Raw genomic sequence first — 16,962 nt, forward strand, 5'->3', positions numbered from 1 at the left:
ATAAGGATGATGAATTATGGTTCTCATGAAGTGGTCTGATGATCTTAGTGTTCAGGTGACAGAGATAGATAATCAGCATAAAAAATTGATTGATATAATAAATTCTCTCCATGAAGCGATGTTGGAGAAAAAAAGTAAGGAGATGCTCGCAGGAATTCTGGATGAGCTGGCTGCGTATACAGTTTACCATTTTTCCACAGAAGAGAAGTATATGACAGAATTTAATTATATCGGTCTTCTTTCTCATAAAAAAGAGCATGATGCTTTTGTTTCAAAAATTGAATCTTTTATATCTGCTTATCAGTCAAATAAACTTGGATTATCAATGGAGTTGATGTCATTTCTACGTGACTGGGTTTCAAATCATATAAAAGGAACTGATAAAAAATATTCCGGTGTATTTAATAAAAACGGTCTAATATAAAATTTTTGACTTATGAAGTCAGGTTGATTCGTATCATCTTTAATGGTTCAAGGGCAATGAGCTAGAGATGAATGAGTTGCAGGACTGGTTTGCTTATTCCTCTTATCGCCCAGGACAAGAAGAGATGCTTCGGAAAGCTGTTGAAACAGCAAAATCCGGAGGAGTTCTTCTTATTGATGCTCCTACAGGATCTGGAAAATCCTCTGTCATCTCATCCTTGTTATCTGTAAGAAAAGGGCGTCAGATAATTGTTGCAGTCCGGACAATATCTCAACTTGCAACCTATATTCGCGAGCTTGAGCTCATACGGAAAAAACAATCCGATTTAAAATTTTCGTATCTGGTAGGGAAAAATACCATGTGTCCCCTTGGTGGAACTGGTGATACATACAGAAAATGTGAAGCCGTTAAAGCCTTTTCTACAGCGCTTATTCGGGAACGTGCTGACAGAGGATCTTTGGATCCTACACGAGATAAAATAATACTTGATCAGATCCGGAAAAATGATCCAGATCATCCTTTGATCTGTCCATATTTTATTCGAAGTAAAATTGCAGTACAGAATGAAAAGGGTGGAGGACTTCGACTTGTACCTTCTGAGGGGTGCAAAAAGATATCAGGGCGGGTCATTGAACGTTCTATTCTTCCGGATTCGTTAAAAGAGATCTGTGAGAGTATTTGTCCATATGAGGTCATGACTCATGCTTCTTTACAGGCAGATGTCATCATCTGCAATTATTATCATATTATGGATGACCAGATTCGGGAACAACTTTATCTGAATCTTGGGCGAGAACCATCTGATGTCCTCCTCCTTATTGATGAAGCCCACAACTGCGGGGATGTTATGCAGGATATTATGTCTGTCAGTCTTGATCACCGGGCACTTGAACAAGCAGACCATGATATCACTTCCATACGGAAAGATGTCAAAGATCTTGAAGCGATCAGACGGCTTATTCCTGGTATTAAAAAATTTCTCGACGGGCTTCGTCGTTCTACTGAAACTGAAGACTGGTTTGATCCTCAGATATTTAGCAGAATGATCCTTCGTGAATCGTTTTATACAACGATGGAAGAGGTGGTTGATGATTTTATGGATCTTGCTGAGAATATTAAGGAGGCGAATAATAAACGAGGAGATTATCGGACATCAGGGATCGAACGACTCTCGAGTTTTCTCTATCGGTTGCATAATTCAGGTACAAATCCCGCATATCTCACTTTGTTTAGAAAAGACAATGACAATATTTACCTTGAGGTCCGTAATATCGATCCATCTCCTGCTTTGTCGACACTAGCCAGAGAACATTTTTGCTCAATATATATTTCCGGTACACTAACTCCATTGTTAAGTTATCAACAACTCTATTTCCGTGTTCTTCCAAGTGATTATCCAATACATACCTTCTCTCTTCCAAATCATTTTCCAAAAAAGAACCGGGCATTGTTAGCAACATCAGATATTACCTCTGCATTTTCACAACGTCAGTCTGAAGAGAATACAAAACGAATGGTTACATATATCAAGGCATTTTGTAATCTTCCAGGAAATCTCGGGGTCTGGTTTCCTTCATACCAGATGCTTGAATCTGTGACACGGGAGGTTGAGATGCATTTACATGATCGGGAAGTATTCATTGAACCTCGCGAGAGCAGTGAGGCTGGTGCTTTATTATCACGGTTTATTAATCTCCCTGCAATGGGAAAGAAGGGAATTCTTTTTGCAGTATGTGGAGGGAAGTTTTCAGAGGGCTTAGACTACCGTGGAGAGATGCTAACTGGAGCGATGGTTATCGGTCTGCCTCTTGCACCATGGAATCAGGTCAGGCAGATGATAATGCAATATTATACCCGGCAATATGGGGAAGAAGGTAAATTTATTGCATACACACTTCCTGCACTCAACAAAGTTTTACAGGCGCTTGGTCGGGTGTTACGAACTCCAGAGGATCGGGGAGTTCTGATTATGGGGGACAACCGGTTTTTAGATCCAACGATAAAAGAACGGCTTCCTGGCTGGATGCAACAGGAAATACAGGAAACTACCATACAATCTTTTCCTACTTTATTGAAGGAATGGAAATGATGGAAGGAACTATCAAATTTGGTCTATGGTATGTTTACATCCGATGGGATGATTCACAAGTGGTAAGTCGCATAAGGTTTGTAAAACAGGCAATAGATGGTCCGGTCCCATCACCTCTGTCCCGGTTTTTGGCGGGTAAGTCCATTGATCTTTCTCCGCTCCTTAGTGTTCATATGCAGGATTGTGGAGTCTATGGGGATATTTACCGGCAGGTAGTAAAAATTCCTTATGGGGAGACCAAAACATATAAGGAAATTGCTGATCTTGTGGGAACGGGAGCCCGGGTGGTAGGTATGGCTATGAAAAGAAATCTCACACCTATTCTTGTTCCTTGCCATCGAGTTGTCGCAATGAATGGATTAGGTGGATACACTCCAGATATTTCAATAAAACAGGAGTTATTAGAGTTAGAGGCTCAGGTTTTAAAGAAAATGAAGCATGCAAATAAAAATGGGATTTAAATCATTATGAAAACTGCTCTTATCCTGGTTGGTGGTCATGCATCTCGGGCAGGTGGCTATCCAAAGCACCAATTTATTTGTGGGGACAAAACATTTCTTGAAAAACAGGTCGAAGAATTATCAGCATGTATGGATGAACTGTTTATTGTTTGTAGAAATGAAGACCAAAAAAAAGACATCCCTGAATTTCAGAATATTTCATATATTCACGATATTCGAGAAGGTCAGGGTCCTTCAGGGGGTATTCATTCGGGTGCATGGCATGCAGGTGGAGAGTATTTTTTTGTAACCGCTTGTGATATGCCCTATCTCTCATGTACAGTAATAGTATATCTTTTTCAAGCTGCGAAAGGTTATGATGCTGCTGTACCGGTTTGGGATGATGGAAAATATGAACCGCTTTGTGCAGTATATCGACGAGATGCCGTTCGGAATTTTTATGAAACCAGTGATGACCGCAAGCTTTCTTCTCTTATTCAAGGACTGCATACAAACTTTGTTTCAACCCATGATATAAGATTGATTGATCCGGATCTAAACGTTTTTTGTAATGTCAATGATTTTGAATCTCTTTCAAAAATTAATATTTAATGGGAATTAATCCTTCCAGAAATTAAAGAAGCATATTTTTTTAACTCATCAAGTGAGACTGGAGGAACAGAAAAACTGGTAAGTTCTACAACATATTCTCCCTGAGCAAACACAATACCTGTTTTCCTCACCGATTCAAAACCATATCCTTCATCTCCGGCGATGATTGAAGTTTGTATTTCTCCTGAATTTTTAGATTTTGTCTCTGAGTAATGAGATTTAGCAACATCGTTATTAGAATATTTTTTAATATCCTGCGCAATTTTTGATCCTGAAACTGGATTTACAAAAATTACTGAATATGTATCAGGAGAATGGATGAGTCGCCCGGTTTGTTGCCAACTTGGACCTAAATCTACAATTTTAAGAAAAATATCTGGTAATAAACCGGATTTTATTTTCTGATCTTCTATTATTGTGTTAACATGAGTATAGTTTTCTACCGTCGATGAATCGACAGGGATTTTCATAGATATATCTGCATTCATAAAATCTCCCATAAAATCAAACTGGAAATGTCCTGCCCGTCGGATTACTGTTGATTTATTCGTCAGACTATAGGTTTTTCCATATCCTTCCCGAAGAATTTCCTGATTTGTGTTTATATCATACACTCTCATCTCAAACCAGGCATCTTGTGAAGGTCGCGTTTTTGTAAACGTTATGGTTCCTTCTTTGTCTCCAGTTCTTTTGTATATTTCCTGTTCATCTGTTACTATTTTCGGGTAAAAATTTAAATCGATGTATAATGGAGGAGTTTTCAATTCATATGCATATGCAGATGCGTTATTTGAAAAAGACTGGTTTTTCATTTCTTGTATTGTGATATATTGTCTGTCTTCTGTAAAGACTGGCCTATTGTATGGCAGATATGATATTTGAGTATCTGAACGAAGTTCTTCGTAATTACGGGGAACGACTTTTACAAATGATCCATTTTCAACTCCAGGTAAAACCGTAACCGGTTGTTCTGTAGGTTTCGTCAAGTCACCTGTATCCTGTTTGATATTTACCTTCTGATTTATTTCATCTGTATTCTCACCTTTTGCAAGATCTTTTAGATCTCCCCCAGTTGAAGATGGTCCATAAGCAGAAACTTCCTGCTCTCCTGAAGGTGGTGTAACTTCCACACACCCGGAAAGCATTGTTCCAATAATTAGAGAGGTGATGATAAAGATGCATATTTGAAGCATTCTGATATTCATATTGTATCATTTGACTGCTTGAATTATGTAGTTCTCTATAAATCTATATGAGGATTTGAAGATCGCTCCGTGAGATTCATATCATATGAAATGAAAATTGGAAGCACACATGAAGTACCTGAATATCCGGATGTGGGGACCTTTTTATATACTTGGGTTACTTTTGGTACTCTATATTATGTGGACGGTTGAGGAAATTCGTCCACAGGGATTGGCACTGTTTCTTGGAACATTTTTAGTTTTAATAATGGTGGGTCTTAATTTTTACATTATGTACTCAGAGATAAAGGCGCATGAAGATAAAGTTGATAAAAACCGGGAACTTTCCGGACTGGATCCGATTCCAAAGAAAAAGGGTTTTTTAAAAAAATAAGAAGAGACTCTTATTAATTAAGTTTTTGAAATATTTTTAGCATTGGTTTATAGGGTTTAAACAGATGCTCAACATCTTTTGACATGTATTCTGACATGCCCATGATATAATAGCCATTATTGCCCAAACTTTCATGAACCAATTTTACGAGGTCTTTCTTTTGTTGTTCATTGAAGTATATTGTTACATTCCGACATGATACTACATCGAACATCCGTGCAACCGGCACACCTTTCATGAGATCATGTGATTGAAACCTGACCATGTTTCGAATGTGATCTTTAATTCTAAATTTTCCATCTTCAGTTTTTTCAAAATGTCTGGATATTTGAGTTTCACTTAAATTTTCCAAGGCATTTTTTTCATAAATCCCATTTCTTGCTTTTTTCAGGATCTCTTCATCAATATCGGTTGCTGTGATTACGTTGTTTAAAATTACTCCAGGTTTATTGAGTTCATGAAGAAGAATCGCATATGTATATGGCTCTTCACCTGATGAGCATCCGGCACTCCAGATTTTAATTGTTCTTTTTTCCTGAATAATTGAAGGAAATAATTCTTTTCCTATCAGATTGAAAACATCTGGATCACGAAGGAATTTTGTGACATTTATGGTCAGAGCATTCCGAAGTTTTTCTTCCTCTTCAGGATGAGTTTTCAGGAATTGATGGTATTCAACAAAATCCTTGGACCGTGTTGAATTCATTCTGGATAAGAGTCGCCTTTTTATATAGTCCTGTTTGTAACTTGTCAACTGAATATTAAGTCTTTTTTGAACATCTAGAATTAATTCCGGAAGGCCTTTATCACTGACCTGAGGTACATTTATTTGAGGAAATACAGGTGGAACAATTTTTTTATCCATAATTATCTGATATACAAAATGTGAATGGTAGTATTAATGAAATCCTGCCAATCTATTTAAAATTTCTTTCATGTCAAGCCAGATTACAAGGTTTGCATCTTTCTCTGTTCCTTCACGCTTATCTATTAGATCATCATGTGTGACCTTAATAATACCCTTTATACGGGTTTGAATTCTGTTATTGATCTCTTCACCAAGGGCAGTAACCTGTTTTACTCCAATCTCTGTTACACTCCGAACATTATCCACAACTATTCCTAAATGTTCCCCATGAGCTGCATCGGGGGGAACAATAATGATCTTCTGTCCTGTTCTATCCTTTTTTATACCTTCCCCAAGCAAAATAGCGAGATCAACAACATGAGTTACCTCACCGCGTAAATTAATGATTCCTATTATATAGGGAGGGGTTTTTGGCAGGGGTGTAATAGGAAGCATCTCAACAACTTCCCGTACCATTCCAATATCCATTGCATAACGACTGCCGGATAATTCAAATTCAACAATATCAATCTGGTCAATCAGGTTTTCTGAGTTTTTTATTGATACTTGTTCATTAGATAGGGAATTTCTGACAGTTGTCAATTCTTTTTTCACAGATTCAACTTGTGATTGTAATTCAGAGATATGTTCATACTCCCGGGTCTGGTCAATAAACCAGTAAATTTGAAGAGATTGTTCTCCTGATTTATTTTGAATATTGATTCGGAAAGATTTCTTTCCATGAGGGAATGAAAATGTGCAAATTTTATCTGGTTGCTTTACTAACTCCTCCAATAATAAAAAAATCCCCTGTTCATATTCTGAAAATTTTTCGTATGTTATCCCACTCCACACTAAAAATTCTTCATTCATCTGCATTTTATTTTCATTGTCGATGAGGATGAGCGGAATGGAAAAAGACATATAGAGTGATATCGATGATGATATTTTTTCAGTTGAATCAACACTCATTTCTGGTGATGGTAACTCAACAGGTACATTTTCTGTTTGTGTGTCGTTTTGAGGATTTTCTTCACTATGGAGTGGTGGTTGTAAAATGAGAATGGAGGAAGATCCTTCTTCAGAATTTCCTGGTATTAACAGACCAGAATAACATTGAACGCCATATGGAGATTCAATACAAATTTCATCTGGCAGAATTTCAATATCTCCGGTAATCAATGAGGCATCGGGTATTTGAAATCCAATATCAGAGAGTTTCTGATTTTTTAGTAGATCTGATGAAACACCGATTAATTCAGATACTCCTTCATTTGCATGCACTATTTTTGTGTCAGAGTCAAACAAAACAATTGGATTAGGATTGATATCTATCAGAGTTTTAACATATGTAGAAGAGATGGATGTAGATTTTGGATATTCTTGGGTTAGTATTGGCTCAGGTTCTTCATCATCAGGCAATAGGACAATTAGAATATATTTATTTTCGTTGTATTCAAGAGGGATTAACTGTGTCCAAACGTGGATTATTGTATTATCACGGTGATAAATTGATGTCTGGAATTCCTGTCGAGTCCAGGATACCCGTACTTCATTAATTTTTTCAACAATTTCACCGTCAAAACCACAGCTTGCAATATCTCTTCGGGTTACGAATTGCTTTTCTCTTGCCAATTGAAATAAAAGTGCCGGATTAACAAATTGAACGATATTATATTCATCAACAATGGTAACTGGAAGAAGTGTTTCATTGAGGGCATTTTCTAAAATTTGATATGGAATTTTTTCGATATCACTGAATTTCTCTTTACTGGAATGCTGAATAAGAAGCTCTAATGAAACAGCTTCATGATCAAAAGGAAGGATGGGTGGTTTTAAAGAAACTGTTGTGTATTTTTTCTCGTCCGGAGCGATAAATGGTTTTTGTTCCGGTATATATCTGGTAATAAGAGGGAATTGTCTTATAATTTCACTTCTTTCAACAGCAAAAATTGAACAGAATTTATCGTTTGCATCCATTACCTGTTGGTCTTTTCCAACAATGACCATCGGGATTTCATGATATTGAAATATTTCTAGTGATCTGTCAAATTCCGTATGAGCAGAAATTAAATCCGATAGATAAGATTCATGTTCTTTTTTTAATGATGCTTGCTCTTCAGTTAATTTCTGTAATTCACCTTGGATAGAGTGTATTTCTTGATTGGCATTTGTAATTGATTCTGCATCTTTTTGGATGCGTTCTAATAAGGCAATAAACTTCTCTGGTACTGTAGGGAAATCTCCGTCTTTATATAAAGAGATTTTTGCAATTATCTCCTCGAGATTTTCATCATGAGTTATAATTTCTTTTTGCTTTGCCTCCTCTGAGGTAATCGTGAAAAGTCCTTTTCTACCAGTATATTCGTGTTCCCGTTGCATTCTTATTGCCCTCCGGTTATCCATCCATCAATAATTTTTGATGCTTGTGTAAATCCTGGCACCGCCGGATCATCGGGAGCCAGAGTTATCAGAGGAATTCCCTGTTTTATAGATCGAGATATTTCCTTGCCTTCTGCCACCAATACCACTTCAGGAATATCAATCCGAACGCGACTTTCAAGTTGGTTACGTATTTCTTGTAATGAACTCATTTTTGTTTCAATGTTCATGTTGAAAAAAGAAGCTAATCTTGAAATGAAAGAATCAGATTTTTCTTTTGATTCCATCCACCTGTTTAATATAGCCATTCCTATGTGGATTTTAATTCCTAATACATCTTTAATATCCGAAATAACAAGATTTAGGTGGTCATACCCTGCGATAGCAAATATATCTGAAGAAAAGACTATCACTGATTTATCAGATGCAATCATTCCATTCATGAGAAATTGTCCAAGAAATGGGGGAGTATCAATAAGAATATGATCATATTTCATTTTTAGTGGGGTAATTCCATGAGAAAGAATGTGATATCGTTCTGGATTTTGATAAAGGATCGATTCTGCACCAACTAAATCCAGGTGAGATGGAATCAAATCAATACCGGAAATGGTTTTAATGATGTATTCTGAAAGAGAAATTGAATTTTTTTTATCCGAACATTGTTGTAAATAATAATGATAAATATTTTTATAAACCGATTCTGGATAAACACCAAGACCAAGTGTTGCATTTGCCTGGGGATCTGTATCTACGATTAATACTGATCTTCCCATATTCTTTAATATTCCTCCAATTTGCAAGCACGAGGTTGTTTTTCCAGTTCCACCCTTATGGTGGATAAATGCTGTTGTAGTAATAAGATTCCCCTTTCTAATTACATTAATCAGGATATTTCTATAAATAAATAATGGTTTATCGCGATTGAGTTATACCACTTATCAAGGTTATACACTTTTCACTAAATACATCTATGATATACTGAGAGGGAGAGTGCGGCCGACGGTAACGTATTTACGTAGCTGAGGAAAGTCCCCCCACCATCCGGGTACGCAGCCCTGATTATCAGGGGTGGTGAGAATCACGGCTATGGACCAGAAACGATACGGAGTGTCTGGAGTTATGATGCATGTCTGCTGAACTGCGAAGGTCACAACCGATGAAACGGCGAATCCCTGCGGGTGCAAATCGAAACAGGGCATATAGATAACTCGGAATCTGCCCGGGTTCGGTGCTAAGCTGAATGCCGCAATGAACAGAAGGGGGCTTACTCCTCCCACTCATCTATCTATTGTATCGTAAGATTCAGGTAGCTGTCAATCCTTATTGCTATATATGCTATCTGACTCCGGATGGACTGGACGCAAGTTTTTACAGGAAACCCTGTACCGCGATTCACATATAAAAGTTGAAGAGGAACCAAAAACCCGCGTATGTGGTGTTTGTGAACCAAACCAGACTCTCATTCCCTTACCGGAAATTAATAAAATAGCTGTTGATCCTGTAATTTTATGGGATGCTCTTGATGATCGCCAGACAATACGTACCTATTCTGATGAAGAGATGCATAAATGGGAGTTATCACTTCTCCTTCACTATACTCAGGGTGTCAGAGAGAAAAAAAATGGTTCTCATTTCAGAACTGTGCCTTCAGCTGGCGCATTGCACCCATTTGAAACACGCATTATTGTAAACAGAGTCAGTGGACTTGAGCCAGGCATATACCGATATCTTCCTCTTGACCATGCTCTCGTTCATGAAGAATGCCATTCTGGAGATCATCAGTCTTTATGCCATGTGTGCAAAAACCCGAACCTGATTTCATCATCAGCTATATCATTTATATGGACTGCAGTTCCGGAGAGGATGATCTGGAAATTCGGACCTCGTGGGTGGAGATATCTGTTTATAGAGGCGGGTCATATTTGTCAAAATTTATATGTAGCGTGTGCTGCCCTGTCACTTGGAGTATGTGCGATTGGATCGTACAATGATGATGACATAAATTGTATCCTGGGTATTGATGGAGATAGTGAATTTTGTATCTATCTTGCGTCAGTTGGAAAAACAAAATAAGGAATTATTGTCCTGGAGGACGAATTGCGATTCCTCTTTTTGTGAGGTACTCTTTTACTTCTGCAACTGTCATCTCTCCATAGTGAAATACGCTGGCAGCAAGAGCAGCATCCGCTTTTCCATTAACAAAACCATCATAAAAATGTTCCATCGTTCCAACACCTCCGGAAGCGATAACCGGAATACCCACTGCATTAGATATTGCCGCGGTGATAGGGATATCAAATCCTTCTTTCGTTCCGTCCGTTTCCATTGAAGTAAGCAAAATTTCTCCGGCTCCACGATTTTCTGCTTCTTTTGCCCAAGCGATGGCATCTATTCCGGTTGGTTTTGAACCTCCATGTGTCACAACTTCATACCAGCAAGATGTGCCATCTGGAAGAAGAACGGGCGTTTTATCTGATTCCATCTGAGTTCTTCGTTTCACATCAATTGCTACAACAATACATTGAGTTCCGAAGGAAGTTGATGCTTCTGAAATTAGAGAGGGATTTTGAACTGCACTGGTATTCATCGAGACTTTATCTGCACCTGCTCGAAGTGTTTTTTGAACATCGTCAAGTGTACGGATCCCTCCTCCAACGGTGAGTGGAAGAAAGAGTTCATCAGCTGCTCGTTGAATTACTTCAAGAATCATTCCTCTGTTCTCCTTAGATGCAGTGATATCCAGAAAAACAACCTCATCAGCGCCTTGTTTATTATACCTACAGGCAAGTTCTACCGGATCACCAGCATCCCGAAGTCCTAGAAAATTTGTTCCTTTGACTACACGTCCATCTTTTATATCCAGACAAGGAATTATTCTCCGGGTAAGAGTCATATATGTAATTCCTTTCTCACAATACCTGAAGAGGATTATGGAAAGAAGATTTATGATTGCCCGATAAACACTTATGGAAAATTTTTATAATAGTATCAGATCTTTAGAGGTAAATATGGAATCTGGGGAATTAAAAATCGAATGGGCAAGACAATACATGCCTGTCCTGAATGCAATATCTGAACGATTTAAGAAAGAAAAACCGTTTGCTGGAAAAGTCATTGGTATGGCCCTGCATGTGGAGGCAAAAACAGCAAATTTAGTAAAAACCCTTGCAGATGGGGGTGCAATAGTTCATATCACAGGATGTAATCCGCTTTCAACACAGGATGATGTATCCGCTGCTTTAAGTAGAGTTCCGAATGTTTTTTGCTATGCAAAGCGCGGCTGCTCTGTTGATGAATACTATCAAGCGATTGACACCGTTCTCGATGCAAAACCAGTCATCACTATAGATGATGGAATGGATTTAATTCACCGTCTTCATACAGTCCGTACTGATGTTTTGCAACAGGTAATCGGGGGTTGTGAAGAAACCACTACAGGTATTCACAGGCTTCGTGCAATGGCCTCCGAGGGAAAACTAAAATTTCCGGTCATCGCTGTGAATGATACTCCAATGAAACACTACTTTGATAATGTTCATGGAACCGGAGAAAGTGCTCTTACTGCCATTATGGCAACTACAAATTCATTGATTGCTGGTAAATGGATTGTTGTTGCTGGGTTTGGTTTTTGTGGAAGAGGACTTGCACGAAAAGCATCAGCTTTAGGAGCAAAAGTTATTGTTACAGAGATTGATCCACGAAGGGCTCTTGAAGCACATATGGAAGGATTCCATGTAATGTCAATGAGTCAAGCAGCTTCAATTGGTGATATATTTATTACAACGACAGGGAACCGGGATGTTATAACCGGAGATCACATGTCTGTTATGAAATCTGGTGTTATTCTCTCAAATGCCGGACATTTCAATATTGAGATTGATGGGATCTGGCTATCTTCACATGCTGACAGAATTGAGGAACGGGAAGGTATTCATTCATACCATTTCGGCGGAAAAGTGATTCATCTTCTTGCAGAGGGCAGACTTGTCAATCTGGCAGTTCCAAAAGGGATGGGACATCCTATTGAAGTGATGGATCTCTCTTTCGCATTACAAGCTCTCAGCACTGAGTATCTTGCATTACATTACTCAGACCTCAAACCAGATGTACATCAGGTACCTGATGAGATTGACCGCACAGTTGCGTCCTATAAACTTTCTTCATTGAATCTGTCAATAGATTCACTATCACATGACCAGCAGGAATATATGAGCAGCTGGGATCACGGAACTTAATTTTTAATGAACAAATCTTCCTTTAATTGAAGCAGCAATTTTTGTATCCAAATTTGCTGCCTTCTGGAAACATAAAAACGCCTCTCTTTTTAATCCAGCATCTTCTAATATTACCCCTTTATTCAGAAGAGCTCCCACATGTTTTGGATTTAATTTTAAGGTTTTATCATAACACTGTAAAGCATCTTTATGCCTGACAAGATCGGTGTAAATAAGTCCCATATGATACCACGCTGATGCAAATGTGGGATCAACACCGGTGGCTTTCGTAAATGATTCAAGTGCTTCAAAATATTGTTCGAGCTGACGATGGATCAAGCCTTTATTGAAGTATGCTTTAATATGGTATTTATCCAGTTCGATTACTTTATTATATGATTGTAGTGCATTCTCGTAGTTTTTTGATTTATGAAGGATTAATCCTCGGTTAAACCATGCTTCTATTTTTTTTGGATTTATTGTTATTACATAATCGTAATAATCAAGGGTATCATCATGTCGTTTTAATTTATGAAGGCATACTGCTCTATTCTTCATCGCATCAGGATGCCTTGCATTGATTTTTAGAGCATTATCATAACACTGTAGTGCTTCGTTAAATTTCCCCAATTTATAAAAACAAAGACCTCGAAGTGACCAGGTATCCGGATTCCATTTATCTAATAACAGACTCTTTCTGGTAGCCTCGAGCGCTTCTTCAACCTTTTTCATTTTTATGAGAAGATCAGCACGTGCAAGCCACACGCTGACTTCTTTCGGCTGAATTTCTAGTAATTTACCAGAACTCTGAAATGCTTCCTGAATTCTGTCCATTCTGATAAGACTACGAATTTTAAAAAGCCATGCTGATAAATTTCTTTTATCAAGCTCTAGGACTTTGTCAAACGCACTTAAAGCATCATAGTACTGTTTATCTTCAAACAGGCAAATCCCTTTATTCAGACGTAAAATAATATCTTTTGGATTGAGATGGATTGCAGTATCAAAAGTTGTACTTGCTTCCCGATATCGACTTAGATTTTTTAGACAATATCCTTTGTAGATTAAAGACCGAAGATGGTTTTTATCATCCTTCAATACGATGTCAAAACATTCCAGTGCTTTTTCATCCTGATGACGGTGAAAAAGACTGTACCCCTTAAAAAGCCATGCTCTTATCTGAGTAGGCTCTTTTTTTACCACCTTATCAAAGCAGATGATTGCCTCTTCGAATTCCTTCCGGTTATGATGAATAAAACCTTTGTATAACCATGATAATGTGAGATCCGGTTGAATGGTTAATGATTTCTCTATAAAGGGGTACGCTTTATCAAATTCTCCTGCCTGAACCAGATTTACAGCTGTCCGATAACATACATCTCCAAGATCTTCCTGAGATAATAATTTATCTGGAGATGTTTTTTGATCAGAAATTTCTTCAACTACTTCTTCTGATATCTCTATTGATTCAATTTGTTCATTGGATACCGTTGTATCTAATACTGTTCCAGCGGCAAAATCTTCATCCGGAATTGATTCATCATCATCCTTTGTTTCTTTATCTCCAGAAAATTCTGTATCGGATGTCACCGGTTCTTCAGAATTTGCAATCTCTGTTGCAATTTCTTTTACTTTTATGCGTTCCGGTTCAGTTAGTGATGAAACTGGTTCTTCAGAATTATCATATTCAGGATTTATATGAGATTCAGGTAAAACAGAAATTTGAATATGAGTTTTGCTTTCAGGTAGGTCTGGTTTGGTATCAGATTTTTTATTTTGAAAATTATACTGAAATGACGAAATATCTCGGACGAGATATGAAAGCATCTGCTCATATTGCTCAGATGTAATTTCTCCTTTTGCAAAGCGTACCTGTAATATTTTTATTGGGTCTTCATCTGACATTTATCGACCTGATATCTGATGCAATACTGAAACACTGAATATAAATTAACTGGGAATCTATTTATTCATTGCAGAAACACGTGTCCGTGTTCCTGAAACAAGATTGTATGAATTTTTTTTCGGATTCCATCTGACCCTGACATTATCGATCCTTAAGATGTCACCATAATTCGCATATCGCGCCATTTTTACTTCTTCTGTTTTCAATGTCCTGGGAATTATCAAGTACACTTTATGTGATCCTGTTCCGTCACATATTAGAAAAATTGCAAAATCTCTGGTTCCTATGTCGTTTGACAATTTTACCCCAGCAACACTTATTTTTTCTCCCAGATAATCCTCAAGAGAATAGAATGGAATGAGTTCTTCCATTCCTACATGTGATATCAAGGGTCTTGGTTTTTTTGATAGGATGCTATAAGAACATTTAATGTCAGTGTTCACGAACCGGTATCCATCTTTATCCTGTGACAACAAGTCCATTAATCTTGTAGACTTCATCAAGGGAAGTTCAAGAAATGACCAACAGTTTTCCGGATTACAACTCCCATCATGGAGATATCTACAAGGACTGTATACATATAGTCCGGCTTTTTCTAATTCCTTTTGGAGAATTCTCAATTGTGTTGAATGCCTGAGTTCAGCTGGTTCTACTATTACGAGAAAGCCATCATCTGATAAATGTGAGATGTATTTCATCAGAAGTGTTACCTTCTCAGAATTACTCATGTCTGATAATTCTGCGAGAACATTTTGACATGTTATGAGATTCAGTTCATCAGGAATTGATTCTGGAACTGACTTTATATCAGTATGTGAAATAATTCCGGTTTTAATAGATGACTCTGTAGCGAATGATGAAATTAAATATCTGAATGCCTCTAAAAATTCTTCAGATTGTTCAATTGCATGTATTGTAAGGGTTCCTGATCTTTTTTCCTTCATGTACCAAATCAATGACAGAGGTACAACACCCGGACCAGTACCAAGGTCGAGCACCACGAGATCTTTTGCTAATACTTTATCGTTTTCAAGAATTTTTAAAATAGATTTAAATTGGATGATGTATCCTGGAGCCTGATAAGCCATGTATGCAAATACATCATATGCTTTTCCATATTTTGCGTGTGGACTCTTATTCCAATATCCTGCCTTTTGAGCAAGGATAGAATTTTTAATTTTTTCGATGATTTGAGGTGAATCAACAGGTTTTCCTGTTTTAATTTCAATATATTGTTCAAATAATCGCTCTAATCGCGATGGTATCCTTAAATTTCCGGTTTTCGTAGCTTTTTCTGGCTGAATATTTTTTTTCTTATCTTTCTTTTTTTTCCGTGCATTATTCTTTTTTTCTACAAATTTTTGTATAAAATCGTTCTTAGTTTTTTTATCGGTCATAAATATCTGCCATTATTTCGCTGAACCAATTGTATGTTTCTGTTTATCTGATAATCGAGCATATAATATAGTCTTACTCACAATATCCCATTCATATGAATTCCTCACAGGATACAAGTATAGATACTTCAATTACTGGTCTCATGGTTGTTGATGATGATGAGGATATTCTTTTTACTGTTTATTCTTTATTTAAAAAAAGGCCATTCCCGATATTACTTGCGCATTCAGGACAGGAATGTCTGAATTACCTTCAGAAAGGGTTTAAAGGAGTGATTTTGATGGACATCATGATGCCCGGACTTGATGGGTGGGAGACTATCCAGGAGATCGTCAACCGGGATATGATGCATGATCTCATTATTTCTATGTTTACTGCAAAAGATGTTCCGGATACATCACTCGATCACTTGAAAGAATATGTCTTCGATTATATTACAAAACCATTTGAACCTGAAAACCTTATCGCGCTTGTTGATGATTACCTTACAATGTTAAATTAAAACCCATTTTATGAATCTTTTTATTATTGGATCATCAACTGGTGGACCTAGAATTTTATTTGATATATTTACTGGTATTCCTGTTCTTCCGGTTGCAATTGTTATTGTGCAACATATGCCAGAGTCAACAACCTCTCGATTTGCACGTCGTCTCTCTCAACTCACTTCTATGGAGGTTATCATTCCGAAAAGTGGAGAGATGCTAAAGCATGGCTCTCTTTATATTGCTCCTGGAGATAATCATCTGACTCTTAAAAATAATGATATTCTTCTTCTTAACTCATCAGAAAAAGTAAATTTTGTCCGCCCATCTATTGATGTTACGATGTTGTCTCTCTCACCTGATACCCGGCATTCATATACAGGAATAATCCTGTCCGGGATGGGAAGTGATGGGGCCTATGGTCTTGCTCACATGAAAAAAATAGGTGCTACAACAATTATTCAGGATCCTGATACATGCACCATTCGAAGCATGCCTGAAGCAGCTCTAAGGGCCACAGAAGTTGATAAAATCTTAACTCCTGCCGAAATTCATTCGTTGTTATTATCAAAAAAACAGTGAAT

General features: G+C 37.4%; 16 protein-coding genes and 1 other RNA gene. 10 read left to right on the forward strand and 7 right to left on the reverse strand.

From position 1 onward, the window contains the following. Positions 1–55: 55 nt before the first annotated feature. The 4 genes from KSK55_RS00595 (at position 56) to KSK55_RS00610 (ending at position 3,565) form a co-directional block, all read left to right on the forward strand. The gene (locus KSK55_RS00595; protein WP_256664098.1) at positions 56–424 is read left to right on the forward strand and encodes a bacteriohemerythrin; all 369 of its coding nucleotides are present in this window, start codon (positions 56–58) and stop codon (positions 422–424) included. 67 nt (positions 425–491) lie between these two features. Further along, a complete protein-coding gene (locus KSK55_RS00600) occupies positions 492–2,513 on the forward strand; it encodes an ATP-dependent DNA helicase (RefSeq protein ID WP_218607787.1) in 2,022 nt (673 codons plus the stop codon). Then, on the forward strand, positions 2,510–2,974 hold the full coding sequence (locus KSK55_RS00605; protein ID WP_256664101.1) for a methylated-DNA--[protein]-cysteine S-methyltransferase: 465 nt from the start codon (positions 2,510–2,512) through the stop codon (positions 2,972–2,974). The genes KSK55_RS00600 and KSK55_RS00605 overlap by 4 nt, the downstream gene beginning before the upstream one ends. A gap of 6 nt (positions 2,975–2,980) precedes the next feature. Continuing rightward, positions 2,981–3,565, forward strand: a complete 585-nt coding sequence (locus tag KSK55_RS00610; RefSeq protein WP_218607788.1) for a molybdenum cofactor guanylyltransferase — start codon at positions 2,981–2,983, stop codon at positions 3,563–3,565. On the opposite strand, the gene KSK55_RS00615 is transcribed toward KSK55_RS00610, so the two are convergent. Beyond that, positions 3,562–4,770 carry a hypothetical protein gene (locus tag KSK55_RS00615; protein ID WP_218607789.1) on the reverse strand — a complete coding sequence of 403 codons (1,209 nt, stop codon included), beginning with the start codon at positions 4,768–4,770 and terminating at the stop codon, positions 3,562–3,564. The genes KSK55_RS00610 and KSK55_RS00615 overlap by 4 nt on opposite strands. 109 nt (positions 4,771–4,879) lie before the next feature. On the opposite strand from KSK55_RS00615, the gene KSK55_RS00620 reads away from it, so the two are divergent. Further along, on the forward strand, positions 4,880–5,143 hold the full coding sequence (locus KSK55_RS00620; RefSeq protein WP_214418313.1) for a hypothetical protein: 264 nt from the start codon (positions 4,880–4,882) through the stop codon (positions 5,141–5,143). A 13-nt stretch (positions 5,144–5,156) separates the two neighbouring features. On the opposite strand, the gene KSK55_RS00625 is transcribed toward KSK55_RS00620, so the two are convergent. From KSK55_RS00625 to KSK55_RS00635, 3 genes are read right to left on the reverse strand one after another with little or no spacing between them, the layout of a single operon-like run. Continuing rightward, on the reverse strand, positions 5,157–6,008 hold the full coding sequence (locus KSK55_RS00625; protein ID WP_214418314.1) for a CheR family methyltransferase: 852 nt from the start codon (positions 6,006–6,008) through the stop codon (positions 5,157–5,159). A 33-nt stretch (positions 6,009–6,041) separates the two neighbouring features. Next, positions 6,042–8,372, reverse strand: coding sequence for a chemotaxis protein CheW (locus tag KSK55_RS00630; protein WP_218607790.1), 2,331 nt, complete (start codon positions 8,370–8,372; stop codon positions 6,042–6,044). 2 nt (positions 8,373–8,374) lie between these two features. Beyond that, a complete protein-coding gene (locus tag KSK55_RS00635) occupies positions 8,375–9,175 on the reverse strand; it encodes a ParA family protein (RefSeq protein ID WP_256664102.1) in 801 nt (266 codons plus the stop codon). A gap of 180 nt (positions 9,176–9,355) precedes the next feature. Here KSK55_RS00635 and rnpB point away from each other — a divergent pair. Beyond that, an RNA gene (gene rnpB, locus KSK55_RS00640) (RNase P RNA component) lies at positions 9,356–9,654 on the forward strand. A gap of 53 nt (positions 9,655–9,707) precedes the next feature. Further along, positions 9,708–10,448 carry a SagB/ThcOx family dehydrogenase gene (locus KSK55_RS00645; protein ID WP_218607791.1) on the forward strand — a complete coding sequence of 247 codons (741 nt, stop codon included), beginning with the start codon at positions 9,708–9,710 and terminating at the stop codon, positions 10,446–10,448. A 4-nt stretch (positions 10,449–10,452) separates the two neighbouring features. On the opposite strand, the gene hisF is transcribed toward KSK55_RS00645, so the two are convergent. Next, positions 10,453–11,268 (reverse strand): imidazole glycerol phosphate synthase subunit HisF, encoded by an 816-nt coding sequence (gene hisF, locus KSK55_RS00650; protein ID WP_218607792.1) that lies wholly within the window; start codon positions 11,266–11,268, stop codon positions 10,453–10,455. 115 nt (positions 11,269–11,383) lie between these two features. On the opposite strand from hisF, the gene KSK55_RS00655 reads away from it, so the two are divergent. Continuing rightward, complete coding sequence (locus KSK55_RS00655) at positions 11,384–12,610, forward strand: adenosylhomocysteinase (RefSeq protein WP_218607793.1); 1,227 nt, start codon at positions 11,384–11,386, stop codon at positions 12,608–12,610. Between the two features lie 3 nt (positions 12,611–12,613). Here the strand turns inward: KSK55_RS00655 and KSK55_RS00660 are convergent, their stop codons facing one another. Both KSK55_RS00660 and KSK55_RS00665 read right to left on the reverse strand, forming a co-directional pair. After that, positions 12,614–14,494: a tetratricopeptide repeat protein gene (locus tag KSK55_RS00660; RefSeq protein ID WP_218607794.1), complete on the reverse strand. Its 1,881-nt coding sequence runs from the start codon at positions 14,492–14,494 to the stop codon at positions 12,614–12,616. A 57-nt stretch (positions 14,495–14,551) separates the two neighbouring features. Then, positions 14,552–15,892, reverse strand: a complete 1,341-nt coding sequence (locus KSK55_RS00665) for a small ribosomal subunit Rsm22 family protein (RefSeq protein WP_218607795.1) — start codon at positions 15,890–15,892, stop codon at positions 14,552–14,554. 95 nt (positions 15,893–15,987) lie between these two features. Between KSK55_RS00665 and KSK55_RS00670 the strand changes: the two genes are divergently transcribed. Further along, the gene (locus KSK55_RS00670; RefSeq protein WP_214418321.1) at positions 15,988–16,395 is read left to right on the forward strand and encodes a response regulator; all 408 of its coding nucleotides are present in this window, start codon (positions 15,988–15,990) and stop codon (positions 16,393–16,395) included. Positions 16,396–16,405: 10 nt separating this feature from the next. Further along, on the forward strand, positions 16,406–16,960 hold the full coding sequence (locus KSK55_RS00675; RefSeq protein ID WP_214418322.1) for a CheB methylesterase domain-containing protein: 555 nt from the start codon (positions 16,406–16,408) through the stop codon (positions 16,958–16,960). The last annotated feature ends 2 nt before the right edge of the window (positions 16,961–16,962 follow it).

Source organism: Methanospirillum hungatei, from assembly GCF_019263745.1.
In the GTDB taxonomy this organism is placed as follows: domain Archaea; phylum Halobacteriota; class Methanomicrobia; order Methanomicrobiales; family Methanospirillaceae; genus Methanospirillum; species Methanospirillum purgamenti.